Raw genomic sequence first — 16,043 nt, 5'->3', positions numbered from 1 at the left:
GCGGGGCTTCGTCGTGTCGTGGAACACCGCACGGTACGGCCCATCGCCACACGCAGCCACCTCACATCGCGGGTGATCACCAACGGCGTCGTCGACCGCACCGTGCAGAACTGGATCGCCGACGAGTACAGCCGCTCGACGGTGAAGAACACTGTCGCCGTCCTGGTCCGCGTCATGGAACAGGCGGTCCGGGACGGCATCGTCAAGGTCAACTCCGCCCGGGTCACCGGCCGGCAGAAGCTCTGCAAACAAGCCGAAGACGAACTCCTCGACCCACGCGCCCTGGCCTTGCCCGACTGGAAAACCCTTGTCCGTCCGGCCGACGCGCTCGTGGCCGCCTCCCACGAGCACTACCGCGGCTGGGGAGACGTCGTTCTCTTTGCCGCATGCACCGCCGCACGGATCGGCGAGGTCTCCGGATGCCCGCCGGGGCAACGCTCTCCGCCCACCTCAGTGTGCTCCGCGCACCGCGTTCCCTGCCGAGCCCGATCGTCATGACCCGCTGAGGCCAGTCAAGGGCGCCGGTCCCCAACTGCTCCCCAAGAATGGCCAAGGGCCGGTTTCGAATTTCTCCGAAACCGGCCCTGACCTGCGACTGTCTCCAGTCGGGACGACAGGATTTGAACCTGCGACCCCTTGACCCCCAGTCAAGTGCGCTACCAAGCTGCGCCACGTCCCGATGCAATTCCTCCCGGTGTTCCCGGGTGGCTGTGCAGGACAAACATTACCTCACTCCGCGGCCCTGATCGACGCCCGTGCCTGGTGGGCGCGGTTTGCCAGGGATTCGGCGCCGCAGGCGGTGGCCAGTTTGTGGGCCCTGGCGAGTTCGCGCGGGGAGCGGATCGCGATGCCGTAGTCGACGAGGGCCAGGGCGTGTTCGTACGCGGACGGGGACGCCTCCAGGTGGCGGACCGACTCGGCGAGCAGATGCGTGGCGTCCTCGGAGCGCGCGAACAAGGCGACACAGCGCAGGGCCTCACCGATCGCGGTGTCCGTACCGAAGCGTTCGGCATGTGCCCGGGCCGAGGCGGCGAGCTGGGCCGCACGGTCCGGGTCCTCCTCGGCCAGGGCGTGGGCGAGGTCGCCCGCCCAGGGAGCCCAGACGCCGTTGAACCTGCCACGGGGTTCAAGTGCCTGACCGGCCGCTTCGAGTTCCGTGACCGCTTCCTCGGTGCGGCCTTCGGCCAGCAGCAGCCGGCCGCGTACGCACGGGGCGTCGGGCAGCACCATCGCGCTGGGGTAGGGCGAGCCGAAGTCGTAGCGGTCGGCGATCTGACGGGCCTCGGTGACCCGGCCGCGGGCGACCAGGGTGTCGATGAGCAGACAGGCCGCGTCCCAGTGGACGGGCAGTCCGCTGCCGACACGGTCGGCGAGGCGCAGCCCTTCGCGGAGGAAGCCCTCCGCCTCGGCGAGCCGGCCGCGGCGGCGGTGGACCAGCCCGAGCAGGGTGTGCGCGAACGCCAGGTGCGCACCGCTCCAGCCGGAGATCTCGAAGGCGCGGACGGCCTCGCCGAACAGTTCCTCGGCGTGGTCGAGCTGGTCGGTGAAGGCGTAGGTGATGCCGACGAGCGTCGGGAGTTCGAAGCCCCACTCGGTATCGGTCCAGCCGAGTCCGCGTGCGGGATGGCCGTCGATCAGGGCGCGTTCGCAGAGGTCGACGACGAGCTGGGAGTTCTCGCCCCGCATCATGGCGTCGAAGGCGCGAATGGTGAGCAGGGCGCGCTCGGCGTTGTCGCGGCCGGACAGGTGGTCGGCGTTCCGGGCGAGCCGGTCGGAACGGGCGGGTCCATCGTCCTCGGACGCCTGCATGCCCTCCCAGAGGAAGTGGGCGGCCTGAAGCCGCATCAGGCCGGGGCCCGGGGCGGTGCGCGCGGCCTCCGCGGCGAGGGCGCGCGCCGCTTCCTTCAGCTGGTTGTTGTGGGAATGCGCGGCCGCGAGCCGGTAGGTGGCATCGACGCGCTGGTCGTCGGAGAGTCCGGGCATGTCGAGGGCGGCGCGCAGATGCCGGACGGTGGTGGCGGGCGAGCTGAGGAGAGTGGCGCAGCCCAGTTCGTACAGCAGGGTGGCCTTGTCGCGTTGGCTCGGTGGTTCTTCCAGCGCGCGTTCGAGGCAGCGGCGGGCGGCCTCCGGGGCACCGACCGCGAGGTGTTGTCCGGCTGCTTCGCGGAGTTGGCCGACCAGATCCTGGTCGTTGTCCCGGTGCACTTCGAGGAGGTGGCGAGAGGCTGCCGCGGGGCCGAGTCCCGCGCGGGTGATCGCCCACGCCGCCCGGCCGTGAAAGGCGGTGCGGGTGGCCGGCGGGATGGAGCGGTACACCGCGGTGGCGATCAGCGGGTGGACGAACTCCAGCGGGTCGGAGCCGGTGACGATACGGGCTTCGCGTAGCCGCGCCGTGCAGTCGGCGGCCTCGGCGGGGCTCATTCCGGCGAGGGTGGCGGCGAGATCCTGCGAGATGTCCGTGCCGAGGACGGCGGCGGCCCAGGCGAACCGGGTGGCATGGGTGCCGAGCCGTTCGAGCCGGGCGACGAGGCCGCTGCCGCGGGCGGACTCGCCGAGTTCGCGCAGCAGCCCGGCCGACTCCTCCAGCGGCACCAGTTCGCGGTCCTGGACCTTGGCGACGAGTTCGACCGCCTCGTAGGGGTTGCCTCCCGTGACGGCCCACACCTCGCGGCAGAACGGGTCGTCGGCGTGTTCGCCGAGGGCCGCGCGGACCAGTACCGCGGTGGCGTCCGGAGTGAGGGCGCGCAGGGCCACCCGGACCTGGGAGGGGTTGGCGCCGCCCGATCCGCTCCCCTCCTGCCGCGCCGCCAGTTCTTCCGGCCGGTGGGCCTGGACGACCAGGACGGGCAGTTCGCCGAGGCGGGCGGTGAACGAGGCGAGCCAGGCGAGGGATTCGCCGTCCGCCCAGTGTGCGTCGTCGATGACGAGCAGCAGCGGGCGGTGGCTCAGTCGGGACGCGAGCCGGGAGACGACGAAGTCGAGGCCGTCCCGTACACCTTGCGGATCCGGCTGGGGACCGCTCGGTTCGGCGAGTCCGAGTGCGGGCGCGGCAATTTCGTACCAGGGCCCGAACAGGGTCCGCACCTCGTCGGGCGGGAACTGGTCGAGGGCGGGTTGCAGCAGTTGGCGCACGACGTGGAACGGCACGGATGTGACCGTTTCACCGCCGCGTGCGGACCAGACCGAGCAGCGGTCGGCGGCCATCGCCCGGATCTCGGCGAGCAGCGCCGTCTTGCCGATGCCCGCCTCGCCGCTGAAGATCAGCAGCCCGCCGAATGCCTGGGCGTCGCACAGGGCGGCCACGGCGTGTGCGGCAGCGGCGAGTTCCGGTTCGCGCTCGTACAGCGGCCGGGACTGCTTCATCCCTGCCCTCCCCAAAGTGGTGCGGATGCCTGTCGACACTAGTCGGGCACGGGGGTCGACGGACAGTGGTTCGGACGGTTCGCCGCAGGTGCGGGGCACAATCGAGGGGTGGACGAGACTCGCAGGGATCGCGACGCGGAGGGCCGGGCGCGCAACGCGCGTCCCCGTGACGGGCTGGGACGCCCGCTGCCGTACGGGACACCGGGAGTGGAGCGGCAGCCGGAGGGGGTGGTCCGTACCCCCGAGGAGACCTTGCGGGAGGCGCAGCGGCTGCTGGACGCGGGGATGCCGTTCCACGCGCACGAGGTGTTCGAGGACGCGTGGAAGTCGGGGCCGGTGGCGGAACGGGAGTTGTGGCGCGGGCTTGCGCAGCTGGCCGTCGGGCTCACGCATGCGGCCCGGGGCAACGCGACGGGCGGGGCCCGGCTGTTGCGGCGGGGCGCAGCGGCGCTCACGGCGTTCGCTGCCACCCGGCCCCATGGGATCGGGGTCGACGGGCTGATCTCCTGGGCCCGGGAGCTGGCGGCGCGGGTGGAGCAGCCCCGAGACGGGAGCGCGGCCGACGGATCGGTGACACACGGCGGGGGCGGACGCACAACCGACGGCTCAGTGGCACGCGGCGGGGGCCGGAGCGCGGCCGGCGGACCGGTGCCCGGTGTGCGGCCCGTCGACGCGGCCGAGGAGGCGCCCTGTCTGCGGCCCGGGGACCGGTAGGGCCGGTCCGCCGGGTGAGGCCCCACCGCCCCCACCGCCCCCGGCGCCGGGGGCGGTGGGGGCGGTGGGGCAGACTCGGTGCGGTGAGAAAGATCTATGTCATCGGCATCGGCGCGGGCGACCCCGGCCATCTGACCTTGCAGGCCGTCAAGGCGCTGAACAGGGCGGATGCGTTCTTCATCCTCGACAAGGGTGAGGAGAAGTCCGATCTGACCGGGCTGCGGCGGGACATCCTCGATGTGCACGTGGCCAACTCCGCGTACCGGCTCGTCGAGGCGCGGGATCCGGAGCGGGACCGCAGGACGTCGGACTACTCACCCGCGGTGGACGACTGGCGTCGGCGCCGCGCGAATCTGTACGAGCGGTTCATCGCGGAGGACCTCGGCGAGGACGAGTGCGGGGCGTTCCTCGTGTGGGGCGATCCCGCGCTGTACGACTCCACGCTGGGCATCCTCGAGGAGATCCTCGACCGGGGTGCGGTCGCCTTCGACCACGAGGTGGTTCCCGGGATCAGCAGTGTCTCCGCGCTGCTGGCCAAGCACCGGACGGGGCTGAACCGGGTGGCGCGTCCGGTGCAGATCACGACGGGCCGGCGGCTGGCCGAGGGCTGGCCCGAGGGGGTCGACGACGTGGTGGTGATGCTCGACGCGCGGCAGGCGTTCACCCGCCATCTCGATCAGGACCTCTTCATCTACTGGGGCGCGTACGTGGGGACCGAGGACGAGATCCTGGTCTCCGGTCGCCTCGCCGAAGTGTCGGACCGGATCGAGGAGCTGCGGGCCGAGGCGCGCGCCCGCAAGGGCTGGATCATGGATACTTATCTGCTGCGTCGCGGCTGAGTAGGCTTTCCCGGCCCAGCAGTTGGAGCGCGGACGGCACGTCGTGCACGACGGGCACACCGTCGGGCGGCGGCGGGCGGCGGACCACGACCACGGGCAGACCGAGGTTCCTGGCCGCGGTGAGTTTCGCCGCGGTGGCGGGGCCTCCGCTGTCCTTGGTGACGAGGACGCCGATGGCGTGGTCACGCAGCAGCGCCGTCTCCCCTTCGACGGTGTACGGGCCTCGGTCGAGGAGGACGTCGGTGTGCCGGGGCAGCGGGGGCTCGGGGGGTTCCACGGACCGTACGAGGAAGTGGAGCCGGTCCGCTCCGGGGGCGGTGACGAAGGCGGCCAGGCCCAGGCGGCCGGTGGTAAGGAAGATCCGGCGGCCCAGGGCGGGCAGTCGTGCGGCGGCGTGCGTGAGGTCGTCGGCCGGGTGCCAGCGGTCGCCGGGGCCCGCCGTCCAGCCCGGGCGGCGCAGCGCGAACAACCGGGTGCCGGTGGCCTTCGCGGCCATGGCGGCGTTGGCGCTGATGGTGTCGGCGAACGGGTGGGTGGCGTCGATGACGGTGTCCACGCCGTGGGTGCGCAGCCAGTCGGCGAGGCCCTCGGGCCCGCCGAAGCCGCCGACGCGTACGTCGCCGGCGGGCATCCGGGGCCGGGCGACCCGGCCGGCCAGCGAGGTGGTGACGCGCGTCGTCGCGTCGCCGCCGGGCCCGGTCAGCTCGGCGGCGAGCTGTCGGGCCTCGGTCGTTCCGCCGAGGATCAAAAGGTGGCCGGGCATGACCCGAACCTATGTCACCGCCTCCGTCACCATCTACGTCACTTTCGCCACCGGACGTACGGAGCGGTGAACAGGGCCGCTCGCAGCCATTACGATCCGGCGTCATGAGCACTTCTGACCAGGACCAGGCCGTGGACACCCCGATAGCCGCTCCCGAGGCCGCTTCCGAGGCGGCTTCCGCGATGGTTCCCAAGGCGGCTTCCGAGGCCGAGGGCGGCACCGATGCCGTCGCGGAGACCACCTCCGAGGCCGCTTCCGGGGCCACTCCCGAGACCGCGCCCGCGGCAGTTCCGGAGACCGCCCACGAGGCCGACTCCCAGACCGCCCCCAAGGCCGGCTCCCAGGCCGACTCCGAGGCCGACGAAAGACGATTGACGCCGCGTCAGGCGAGACGGCTGCGCATCGTCCTCTCGTCCGTCGGCATGGCGGCGATGGCGGTCGTCCTCGCGTTGCGGATCGCCAGCCGGTCGTCCGTGCTCGTGGTCGGGGTGTACGGGCTCGCGCTGATCCTGTGCGGGATCGTGATCGAACTCAGCAGGAACGGCCGTACGCGGCTGGGCAGTTGGCTGTTGGGGATCGGTCTGCTGGCGGCGATCGGTTCCGACTGGCTACTGATTCCCTGACGTACGGTCAGCGCATCCGGATCCGCGCGGTCGCACCGTGCGGATCGACCCGGTCGAGCCAGTCGGCGCGCAGCCGGAACGGGCGGCCCGGTACGGCCGGCAGAAGCAGCCGCTGCCGGTGGGGCACCCGGCCGTCCTGACGGACGACGAGCAGCGCGGCTGACGGGTTCGTTGCCGATGACGACAGCGCGGGTGCCGATCGGCTGCCGGTGGAGATGGACGGCCTGCTGGAGTTCGCCGGTGGTGTAGACGCCGGGTGGGCGCGTGCCGGGTACGAGGCGGGCGGTGCGGTGGCGGTACGGAACACCGTGTGCGATCAGCCCAGCAGCAGCTGGAGTCCGCCGAGGACCGTCGCGCCGATCACCAGCCGCTCGAAGAGCTTCTGGTTGATGCGGTCCACGCACATGCGGCCGATGTAGGCGCCGGGGAGGACGAACAGCAGCATGCAGGCGTCCAGCAGCAGCGACTGCGCGTCGATGAGGCCCAGGCCCACACTGAACGGCACCTTGGACGTGTTGACGATGAGGAAGAACCACGCCGACGTCCCCAGGAAGCCGAGTTTCCGGAAGCCGGCGGAAAGCAGATAGAGCGACATGACGGGACCGCCCGCGTTGGCGACCATGGTGGTGAAGCCACCCAGCACCCCGTACGAGCGGGCCTTGATCCTGCCACTCACCGAGGGTTCACCGGACTCCTCACGCTTCTCCCCGCCCGTGACCGCGGGCCTGCGCCGCCAGATGGTCACACCTGCCATGAACAGCAGGATCGCGCCGATCGATGTCCGTACGGCCGCGTCGTCGGCCCACATCATGAAGGCCGTTCCCGCCACCACGCCGACGGCCACGGCGGGGAAGAGCCGCAGCAGAGTCGGCCAGTGGGCGTGCCGCCGGTAGATGAGAACGGCGAGTACGTCGCCTGCGATGAGGATCGGGAGCAGTACTCCGGTGGACTCGCGGGCCGGGAGTACGGCCGCGAAGACTGCCAGACTGATCGTATTGGCGCCGCTGACGGCCGACTTCGAAAAGCCGACGAGTGCGGATGCCGCGGCGAGCGCGGCCAGTTGCCAGAGTGCGAGGGTGTCCATGCCAGGAACAGATGGTAGACCCACGTGTTACCAAGCCTGCGTCGCGCCCGCCTCCAGGTAGCCACCATTTCACCAAATCATCGGATGAATTGGCATGACAACAGATCGAATCACCTTCAAGTGCCTTATATTTAATGCCCAGTTGTGCGCCTCTCGAGTTTCGCTGTCCTGACCAGTCGTCAGTGCCTGTTCCGGGGTCAGGCTGCCTGGTCACCGTCGGCGGCGGCCCAGGCGTGCTGGACCTCCCGGATTTCTGCATCCGTGGGCCGACCTGGGGTGGTGGGCGTAAATCGGGCCGCGATGATGGTGCGGCGGAGCTTGGCGGTCATGTCGGCGAATGCCGGGGTGGTCTTGGTGGTGTACCACGGGGCTCGCTCGCGGCGTTCGGCGGCATCGGCGGGGTGGTGACCGTGCAGCGCGTACCAGATGACGGTGATCGTGTAGCAGTACAGGCCGAACGGCACCCCTCGCTGGACTGCGTGCCGGGTCCGGTGGTGGGCCTGCCCGACGCCGAGGACGCTGCGGGCTTCGCCGAAGGTCACCTCGATCGACCACCGCGCGGCATAGCGGGCCACCAACTGCCCGGCCGACGCGGTCAGATCGGTGGATATCAGCGCCAGGTCGTAGCCGGTATCGGTGGTGTCCTCACGCAGCAGTACCACCTTCACCGGCTGGGTGTGGAAGGAGCCGTACCACAGGCAGGTGGTCTCGGTGGCGAACACGGTTTCGGTGCGGCCGTAGCGGGTCACCGCCTGCGGGGTGAACACCAGCGTGGCGGCCAGCTCGGCCGGCGTGCCGAGCCGGTCGCCCTTCAGGCGGGGCCGCCCACGCCGCCCGGTCGGCGGCGGGGCGAGAGCGTAGAGCACGGCGTTGGACGGCACCCGGGTGGTGAAGGTGACGGATACCGGCAGGTCACGCAGCGCACGGCCGTGGTAGGCAGCGTCGGCGACCACATCGATACGCCGACCCCAGTGACAGGCGGCCAGGAACCGGATCATCGCCGCGGCCAACTCGACCTTGGTCTTCTCGCCCTTCGGGCGGTGCAGCCGGGCGGCCACCGGCAGGCACACCGGCCGGGACAGGAACGGCAGGTCCACGATCAGGCCGATCACGACGAAGCAGGTGCCGTAGCCGATTCCGTCGCGGCCGGCGGCGGAGCCGTCGTGCTGCCAGGCGGCGCCGAAGACCTTCTTCCCGCGCCGTTTGAACAGCGTGTCGTCCACCGCCACCGTCAAGACGGCGCCGTCGGGCACCAGCGAGCGCACCACGAGGTGGGACAGCGACGCGCCAAGCGTCTGCGGGTCCCAGCGGGCGCGAGCGAAGAAGGAGTGCGCCCGGTCGTGGGACCAGTGATGCGTCAAGTTCGCGCCCAACAGCATCCCGGTGACCGTGCCCCGGCCGGTGTTCGCGATCAGCCCGGTGACCAGCGCGGCGAACGTGGAGAAGGTCGGCGAGGTGAAACTGCCGCGCAAAGCACCCAACACGGCGAGCAGAGATGCGGGTACGGTCGGATCCGGAAGCATCGGCGGGTCCCTCACAGCAGGCGACACAAGCACCGCCGATGCTTCCTTGCTGTCCACTCCCAAGGCGGAACAACGGCCACAGGTCACCCGCGCGAGCTACCTACCTGACAGTTGGTCAGAACAGCGAAAGTCGAGGCGCCTGAAGTCTTGACCATACAGGCGGCATTGCAAGCATCGGATTCCACAGCAGGCTCGGTTACGCGCGCCCCGTGACCCTCGAAGATCCCGGGAAGCTGCTCCGCGGAGCGGGACTCCCTCGGCGAACTGGTGAGGGCAAGGCGAAGGGCATGGAGACGGACCGGATCGTGACCGAAAGGCCGAAGAGGAACTGGTACGCGAGCAGCGCCGGAAAGCCGAATCCCAGCCAGGCGCCGGGAACGAGGAAGACGGCGAGCGGAGCGGTGATCGCTATGCTGCGGCCCAAGCGCTCACAGGAAGCGTTCAAACGCACAACACGCGGCGGTACGGCGAGGGGGCCACAGCGATGCGGGAGCCGGTCGAGATCAGGCGACAGCGAATCCTGGCGGTGGTGGAGTCGCGCGGCGCCGTCAAGGTCAGTGCGCTCGCGGCCGAGCTGGACGTCTCGGTGGTCACGGTCCGGCGGGACGTCGAGGAACTGGCCCGGGTCGGACGGCTGCGGCGCGGGCACGGGGTGGCCCGGCCATGGAGGGAGGCGCGGCCGGCCACCGTCGTCCCGGCGCCGCGGGGCGACGAACCCGCCGGGAGGGGCGGGGCGGTCGCCCTGGTCGTCCCGGACCGCCACACGTACCTGCACGAGACGCTGCACGGTGCCCGGACCGTCCTGGAGGAGTCCGGGATACGGATCGCGCTGCACATCGCGCACCAGTCGGCCGGCGCGGAACGTGCGCTGGTGGAGCGGGCCCTGGCGGATGGGGCGCGCGGGCTGCTGATCGCACCCCGCTGGCGCAACGCGCGCTCGGAGGAGCTGGATTACGGCTGGCTGGCGGGCCTGGGGGTGCCGACCGTACTGATGGAACGACGCCCCCGGCCGGGCAGCGCGCTGCACGCCCTGGATTCCGTCTGTTCCGATCACTGGTACGGGACGCATCTGGCCGTGGAGCATCTGGTGTCGCTGGGGCACCGGCGCATCGTGCTGGCCGCCCGCGACGACAGTCCGACGGCGCGCAGCATCCGGACGGCGTTCGCCGAGATCGCCGCGGCCCGTCCCGAGGTGGAGGACTGGACGGTCGTGCTGAGCTCCCCGGACGCGGTTCCCGGCCCCGCTCCCGACGCGCCGGCCGCGGGAGCCGCCGGCCCGGCCTTCCCCGCGTCCGACGCCCGCACCGCACTCGATCTCGCCGCTGTCCTGCGGGAGAGGGGCGCGACGGCGGCCGTGCTGCACGGAGACGTGGACGCGCTGATGCTGGTGCAGCGGCTGGCGGAGAACGGTGTCGACGTGCCGCGGGACTGCTCGGTGGTGGCGTACGACGACGTGGTCGCGGCCCTCGGCAGCACACCGCTGACGGCCGTGGCGCCGCCGAAGGCGGAGATCGGCCGGGCCGCCGCCGAGCTGCTGCTCCACCGGCTTTCCGGGGCCGCCGGAGCGAGCGGCCCGGTGCGCCGGACGGAGCTGCTGCCCACGCTTGAGGTGCGCGGATCGGCACAGGGGGCGACCCCTGCCACCGAGTGAGCGTTTGACCGCTTTGATTTTCCTCTAAGCGATCTATTGACCAGAACCGATCAGTCGATCATGATTCCCCGTGACCCGATTCAGGAGCCGCGGGAGGCACACATGCCCGGTCGCCGGAGCCGTCGTTCCGTGCTCGCCACGATCGCCGCCCTGCCTCTGACCGGCGCGCTCGGCGCCTGCGACGGCAGCACCGGATCCGGGCGATCCTCGACGTCACGGAACCCGGCACACTGCCCGCCGCACGCCCGCTCCGGGAGTGCGACAACGCATTGATCACCCCGCACCTCGCAGGCTCCCAGGGCAACGAACGGCGGCGGCTGGTCGATCTGGCGGTCGGCGAGACCGGCCGCTGGGCCGCGGGTGACGGATTCGCCCATCCCGTACGACGCGAAAGGCCGGCATTCCTCGCATGACCGCACCCCACCCGACCTCATCCCTCGAACTCCCCGCCGAAGACCGGGTGTTGAGCCCGCAAACCGGCTACACCCGGGCGCACTGGGAGGCCGCGGCCGACGGGCTGCTCAAGGCCGCCTGGAAGTGGGCCACTCCGGGCGGTGCGCTGCTGGACCTGCCGGGCAGGCCGTCCGCGTCCGGGGTGCGCTCCGACGGTCTGGAGGGGTACGCGCGCACCTTCCTCGCCGCCGCCTTCCGGGTGGCGGGCGCGGACGGCGAGGACCCGCACGGCTGGCTCGACCGGTACGCCGACGGCCTCACGGCCGGCACCCGTACGCCCGGCCGGGACGATGCCGAATCATGGCCGCTGATCCGCGACCACTCCGTCTTCGGCCAGCCGATGGTCGAGTCCGCGTCGGTCGCCATCGGACTGCGGCTCACCCGGCCGTGGCTCTGGGACCGCCTGGAGTCCGGTGTGCGGGACCGCACCGAGGAGTGGCTGCGCGACGCGCTGCGGCACATCCCCTCCCCCAACAACTGGTACCTGTTCCCCTACTCCGTGGCCGCGTTCCTCGAATCCGTGGGCCGCGGCGACGCGGAGACGGCACGCGCGAAGGAGCGTGCCCTCGACCTGCTGGAGGGCTGGTACCGCGGGGACGGCTGGTACGCGGACGGCGACGGCCGGGCCTTCGACCACTACAACGGCTGGGCGCTGCACCTCTATCCCGTCCTGGACGCGCATCTGTCGGGCGACGCCGAGCTGTCCGCGCACTACGGCGGCCGGCTGCGCGAGCACCTGGAGGGCTTCTCGCTGCTGTTCGGCGGCGACGGTGCACCGATCCACTTCGGGCGCTCGCTCACGTACCGCTTCGCGGCCGCCTCGTCGGTCGCGCTCGGCGCCGTCACCGGGCACACCCCGCTCACGCCGGGCGCCTCGCGTCGGGTGATCAACGGGTCGCTGCGCTACTTCCTGGACCGTGGGGCGACGGGTACGGACGGGCTGCTGAACCTGGGCTGGCACGGTCCGCACGAGGCGACGCTGCAGAACTACTCGGCCCCCGCCTCGCCGTACTGGGCGTCCAAGGCCTTCGTCTCGCTGCTCGCCCCCGAGGGCCATCCGCTGTGGACGGCGGCCGAGGAGCACGCGCCCAGCGAGGGTCCCGACCGGGTGCTCGCGCTGCCCGCGCCCGGTCTGCTCGTCCAGTCCACCCGGGCGGACGGGATCGTACGGCTGCACAACCACGGCAGCGATCACGTGCGCCCGCACGAGGGCGAGTCGGGGGTGACGGACGATCCGCTGTACAGCCGTCAGTCGTACTCCACCGTGACCGGCCCGACGTCGAGCGCGAACACGGCGGACAACCATCTGGCGGTGGTCGTCGCCGGGGTGCGCAGCGGACGCCGAGTGGTCCGCGCGCTGGGCGCGGGTGGCGGCGACGGGTGGGGGTGGGCCGCGTCCTGGCACCGCCCGGTGTTCACGTCCGGTGCACCGATGGTGCCGGGGATGCGGGTGGAGAGCGTCACCGTGGTGCGTGGCCGTTACGAGCTGCGGGTGCACCGGGTGGTCGGCGCGCCGGCCGGGGCCCGGGTGGAGCAGACGGGCTGGGCGACCGGCCCGGACGGCACCGTGACGTCCGAGCTGCACGGCCTGCACGGCTGGGAGACGCGGGATGCGGTACGGGCCCCGCAGGGTACGGCGTACACGCGCTGGGCGGTGGTGCCCCGGCTGTCCACGGCCGCGGAGGGCACGGTGGTGCTGGTGGCGCTCGCCTCGCTGACCGCGGAGCCCGCCGCACCGCCGCTGGACGCGGTGGTGAGTGGGGTTCAGGTGGACGGGAACTCGGTGGACGTCCGCTGGGCGCAGGACGCGGCGACGACACGTATCGGCTTCGCGCCGACGGTGACGGTCACGCACGGCTGAGCACCGGGGTCGCGCGGCCGGGAGGTCGCGCGACCCCGCCCCGCCCCTACGCGTCGGTCCGGATCACCACCACCAGAGTGCGCGGACCGTGCACACCCTCCACTCGTTCCAACTCGATGTCGGACGTGGCCGAGGGGCCGCTGATCAACGTCGTAGGACGCTCCGGAACGAGCCGGGCCACCGCCTCCGGTACCCCGACCTCGACGCTCGACAGGTCGACGACGCACACATGCAGATCGGGGACGAGGGACAGCGCCCGCCGCCCCTGGTCGGGCGAGCCGTCCAGGAAGATCGTCCCGGTCTCGGCGCAGCTGACGGCCGAGGCGGTGACGACCCCGTCCAAAGCGTCGAGCCGGGGCGCCGGGATGGTGTCGGAGTCCTGCTGGACCTCACCGTCGTAGACGCCGAGCCACGCCGGGTCGAGTCCGGCCGGCACTCCGATCCGCCGGGCGCCGCGCTCCCGCAGCACTTCGGCGACGGTCGCGGCCGTGCGGTCGGCGGTGCAGGTGTGGACGTGTGCCTTGTAGTCGACGAGCCGGTCGGTGAAGAGGGCCAGTCGTTCGTCGTCGGGGAGGGTACGGCCGGTGCGGTAGGTGCGCGGGACGGTGGTGTCCGGGGTGGGGGCGAGGGCCAGGGCGTCCTTGATCCTGCCCAGTACCGTGTCGCGAGCGGTCGTCACTTCCCCTCCTTCTCGTTCTTCTTGCTCTTCTCGTGCTCGTCGGCGGCGTTCTTCTTGTGCTCGTCGGCGGCGGCGCGCATCGTCGCGGCGCCCTCGGCCGACGCCAGCCAGGAGCGGAAGGACTGCTTCGGCGGGGCGGCTGTGTCGCGGCTGTCGCTCCAGCCGTTGAACGGCGGTGGCAGATGCGAGATCTTCCCGTCCCGCCCGGCGATGACGCGGCCGATCGCCGCCCCCTTCTGTGCGGCCGTGAACAGCTTCGGTCGCTTCATCACTCCGGCCGCCGCCTTCATCACCAGTTTCTCCGCCGTCGTGCCGGACTGCTCGGTGTGCTGGTGGCGCAGCTCGACCAGCAGCGACGGAATGTCGATCTTGACCGGGCAGGCGTCGAAGCAGGCGCCGCAGAGGCTGGAGGCGTACGGCAGCGAGCTGTTGGGATCGTCCTTGGCCGCGTGCATCCCGGCGAGCTGCGGGGTGAGGACCGCACCGATCGGTCCGGGGTACGTCGATCCGTACGCATGGCCGCCCGCCCGTTCGTACACCGGACAGACGTTGAGGCAGGCCGAGCAGCGGATGCAGTTGAGGGCCTCGCGCCCGATCCGGTCGGCGAGCGCCGCGGTGCGCCCGTTGTCGAGCAGGACCAGGTGGAAGTCCTGTGGTCCGTCGCCGGGTGTCACCCCGGTCCACATCGAGGTGTACGGGTTCATCCGTTCGCCGGTGGAGGAGCGCGGCAGCAACTGCAGGAAGACTTCGAGGTCCTGATGGTGCGGCAGCACCTTCTCGATACCCATGACGGTGATCAGGGTGTCGGGCAGGGTCAGGCACATGCGCCCGTTGCCCTCCGACTCGACGACACAGAGGGTGCCGGTCTCGGCGATGCCGAAGTTGGCGCCGGAGACCGCCACCTTGGTCGTCATGAACTTCTCGCGCAGATAGGTGCGGGCCGCGGCGGCGAGATGCGCGGGGACGTTGTCGAGGCCCGGGTCGACGCCCGGGATCTCCTTGAGGAAGATCTGCCGGATCTCGTCGCGGTTGCGGTGGATCGCAGGGACCAGGATGTGCGACGGCTTGTCGTGCGCGAGCTGCACGATCAGTTCGGCGAGGTCCGTCTCGTACGGGGTGATGCCGGCCGATTCGAGATGCTCGTTGAGGCCGATCTCCTGGGTGGCCATCGACTTGACCTTGATGACGTCGGTGCTGCCCGTCGCCTTGACGAGCCGCGTGACGATCTCGTTGGCCTCGACTCCGTCGCGCGCCCAGTGGACGGTGCCGCCGTGCTCGGTGACTTTCCGCTCCAGTTGTTCCAGGAGTTCGGGGAGCCGGTTCATGGTGTCGGTCTTGATGGCCGAACCTGCGTCGCGCAGCTGCTCCCAGTCGGGCAGTTCGCCGGTGACGTTCAGGCGTTTGGCGCGGATCGTGTGGGTCGCCCTGCCGAGATTGCGGCGCAGTTGTTCGTTGCGGAGTTCGTCGTGGGCGGCGGCGGGGAACGTCCGGTCGCCGCGCAGATTGCCGGTCCCGTACGGGGAACGGGGCGGGGTGGCGGGCATGCCGAGGAAGGTGCTGCTCATCGGACGGCCTCCGTCGGGACGTACGGCGAGGTGCGGGTGGAGGAGAGGATCTGCGCGAGGTGCAGGGTGCGGGTGCCCGAAGAGATACGGGAGAGTCCGCCGCCGATGTGCATCAGACAGGACGAGTCGCCCGCGGTGCAGACCTCGGCTCCCGTGGTGGCGATGTTGCGCATCTTGTCCTGGAGCATCGCCGTCGACGTCTCGGCATTCTTGATGGCGAAGGTGCCGCCGAATCCGCAGCAGGCGTCGGCCTCGGGGAGCTCGACGAGGTCGATGGATTCGACGGCGCGGAGCAGCTTCAGTGGCTTCTCACCGACGCGGAGCATGCGCAGGGAGTGGCAGGTGGGGTGGTACGTCACACGGTGCGGGAAGTACGCGCCGACATCGGTGACGTCCAGGACGTCGACGAGGAGCTCCGACAACTCGTACGTCTTGGCCTTGACGGTGGCGACCCCCGCGCGCAGCGCCGCGTCCCCGTACCGCTCGGCGACGATCTCGTGCTGATGCCGGACCGAGCCCGCGCACGAGCCGGACGGCATGACGACGGCGTCGATCGACGCGTCACCGAACTGCTCGGCGAAGTTCCGCACCAGGGGCACGGGTTCGCGCTGGTATCCGGTGTTGACGTGCATCTGGCCGCAGCAGGTCTGCCCGGGCGGGAACACCACGTCGTGGCCCAGTCGGGCGAGCAGGACCGCGGTCGATTTCACCGCCTCGGGGAAGAGCGTGTCTCCCAGACAGGTGGCGAAGAGTCCGATGCGCATGGGTCTCTCCGATCGATTCTCCATTTAATGGTCTGACCATACTAGCCTCGGTCCGGAACGTGAAGGCTGCGACACCACGAGCCGTATAGGCATGCACCTGACAAGGTCAGATCGATCTACACCCCAGACCCCGGCCCAACCGGCCGGAGCCCGCGCCCACC

12 protein-coding genes, 1 tRNA gene and 3 pseudogenes are annotated in these 16,043 nt (G+C 71.1%); 7 read left to right on the top strand and 9 right to left on the bottom strand.

Annotation, left to right across the window (positions count from 1 at the left end):
* Positions 1 to 18: 18 nt before the first annotated feature.
* Positions 19 to 432: pseudogene (locus OG306_RS36045) on the top strand (site-specific integrase); the annotation flags it as partial.
* A gap of 173 nt (positions 433 to 605) precedes the next feature.
* On the opposite strand, the gene OG306_RS36040 reads toward OG306_RS36045, so the two are convergent.
* Both OG306_RS36040 and OG306_RS36035 read right to left on the bottom strand, forming a co-directional pair.
* Positions 606 to 679: transfer RNA gene (locus tag OG306_RS36040), tRNA-Pro, on the bottom strand.
* 50 nt (positions 680 to 729) lie between these two features.
* On the bottom strand, positions 730 to 3,363 hold the full coding sequence (locus OG306_RS36035; protein ID WP_266750602.1) for an ATP-binding protein: 2,634 nt from the start codon (positions 3,361 to 3,363) through the stop codon (positions 730 to 732).
* Between the two features lie 108 nt (positions 3,364 to 3,471).
* Here OG306_RS36035 and OG306_RS36030 point away from each other — a divergent pair.
* Together OG306_RS36030 and cobF are read left to right on the top strand one after the other, a co-directional pair.
* Positions 3,472 to 3,915: pseudogene (locus OG306_RS36030) on the top strand (DUF309 domain-containing protein); the annotation flags it as partial.
* Between the two features lie 245 nt (positions 3,916 to 4,160).
* Complete coding sequence (gene cobF / locus OG306_RS36025; RefSeq protein WP_266750600.1) at positions 4,161 to 4,916, top strand: precorrin-6A synthase (deacetylating); 756 nt, start codon at positions 4,161 to 4,163, stop codon at positions 4,914 to 4,916.
* Here cobF and OG306_RS36020 read toward each other — a convergent pair.
* The gene (locus OG306_RS36020; protein WP_266750598.1) at positions 4,885 to 5,679 is read right to left on the bottom strand and encodes a cobalt-precorrin-6A reductase; all 795 of its coding nucleotides are present in this window, start codon (positions 5,677 to 5,679) and stop codon (positions 4,885 to 4,887) included. The genes cobF and OG306_RS36020 overlap by 32 nt on opposite strands.
* A 104-nt stretch (positions 5,680 to 5,783) precedes the next feature.
* Here OG306_RS36020 and OG306_RS36015 point away from each other — a divergent pair, with 104 nt between their 5' ends.
* A complete protein-coding gene (locus OG306_RS36015; RefSeq protein ID WP_266750596.1) occupies positions 5,784 to 6,302 on the top strand; it encodes a hypothetical protein in 519 nt (172 codons plus the stop codon).
* Between the two features lie 7 nt (positions 6,303 to 6,309).
* Here OG306_RS36015 and OG306_RS36010 read toward each other — a convergent pair whose 3' ends face one another.
* The 3 genes from OG306_RS36010 to OG306_RS36000 all read right to left on the bottom strand — a co-directional run bounded on the left by OG306_RS36010 (position 6,310) and on the right by OG306_RS36000 (position 8,909).
* On the bottom strand, positions 6,310 to 6,609 hold the full coding sequence (locus OG306_RS36010; RefSeq protein ID WP_371666095.1) for a hypothetical protein: 300 nt from the start codon (positions 6,607 to 6,609) through the stop codon (positions 6,310 to 6,312).
* A gap of 9 nt (positions 6,610 to 6,618) precedes the next feature.
* Entirely contained in the window at positions 6,619 to 7,386 is a 768-nt protein-coding gene (locus OG306_RS36005) for a sulfite exporter TauE/SafE family protein (RefSeq protein ID WP_266750594.1), read from the bottom strand.
* A 197-nt stretch (positions 7,387 to 7,583) separates the two neighbouring features.
* The gene (locus tag OG306_RS36000; RefSeq protein ID WP_266750593.1) at positions 7,584 to 8,909 is read right to left on the bottom strand and encodes an IS701 family transposase; all 1,326 of its coding nucleotides are present in this window, start codon (positions 8,907 to 8,909) and stop codon (positions 7,584 to 7,586) included.
* Between the two features lie 484 nt (positions 8,910 to 9,393).
* Between OG306_RS36000 and OG306_RS35995 the strand changes: the two genes are divergently transcribed.
* The 3 genes and pseudogenes from OG306_RS35995 (at position 9,394) to OG306_RS35985 (ending at position 12,874) form a co-directional block, all read left to right on the top strand.
* On the top strand, positions 9,394 to 10,560 hold the full coding sequence (locus OG306_RS35995; protein WP_266750591.1) for a substrate-binding domain-containing protein: 1,167 nt from the start codon (positions 9,394 to 9,396) through the stop codon (positions 10,558 to 10,560).
* A gap of 185 nt (positions 10,561 to 10,745) precedes the next feature.
* Positions 10,746 to 10,973, top strand: a pseudogene (locus tag OG306_RS35990) (hydroxyacid dehydrogenase); the annotation flags it as partial.
* Positions 10,970 to 12,874 carry a DUF2264 domain-containing protein gene (locus OG306_RS35985; protein ID WP_266750590.1) on the top strand — a complete coding sequence of 635 codons (1,905 nt, stop codon included), beginning with the start codon at positions 10,970 to 10,972 and terminating at the stop codon, positions 12,872 to 12,874. The pseudogene OG306_RS35990 and the gene OG306_RS35985, both read left to right, overlap by 4 nt.
* A 46-nt stretch (positions 12,875 to 12,920) precedes the next feature.
* Here OG306_RS35985 and OG306_RS35980 read toward each other — a convergent pair whose 3' ends face one another.
* The 3 genes from OG306_RS35980 to OG306_RS35970 are packed head-to-tail and all read right to left on the bottom strand — an operon-like array spanning position 12,921 to position 15,882.
* The gene (locus tag OG306_RS35980) at positions 12,921 to 13,553 is read right to left on the bottom strand and encodes a LutC/YkgG family protein (protein WP_266750588.1); all 633 of its coding nucleotides are present in this window, start codon (positions 13,551 to 13,553) and stop codon (positions 12,921 to 12,923) included.
* The gene (locus OG306_RS35975; RefSeq protein ID WP_266750587.1) at positions 13,550 to 15,118 is read right to left on the bottom strand and encodes a lactate utilization protein B; all 1,569 of its coding nucleotides are present in this window, start codon (positions 15,116 to 15,118) and stop codon (positions 13,550 to 13,552) included. The genes OG306_RS35980 and OG306_RS35975 overlap by 4 nt, the downstream gene beginning before the upstream one ends.
* Complete coding sequence (locus tag OG306_RS35970; protein ID WP_266750585.1) at positions 15,115 to 15,882, bottom strand: (Fe-S)-binding protein; 768 nt, start codon at positions 15,880 to 15,882, stop codon at positions 15,115 to 15,117. Before OG306_RS35970 ends, OG306_RS35975 begins: the two co-directional genes overlap by 4 nt.
* Positions 15,883 to 16,043: the final 161 nt, after the last annotated feature.

This window comes from Streptomyces sp. NBC_01241 (assembly GCF_041435435.1).
In the GTDB taxonomy this organism is placed as follows: domain Bacteria; phylum Actinomycetota; class Actinomycetes; order Streptomycetales; family Streptomycetaceae; genus Streptomyces.
This window is presented reverse-complemented; position numbering and strand designations above follow the sequence as displayed.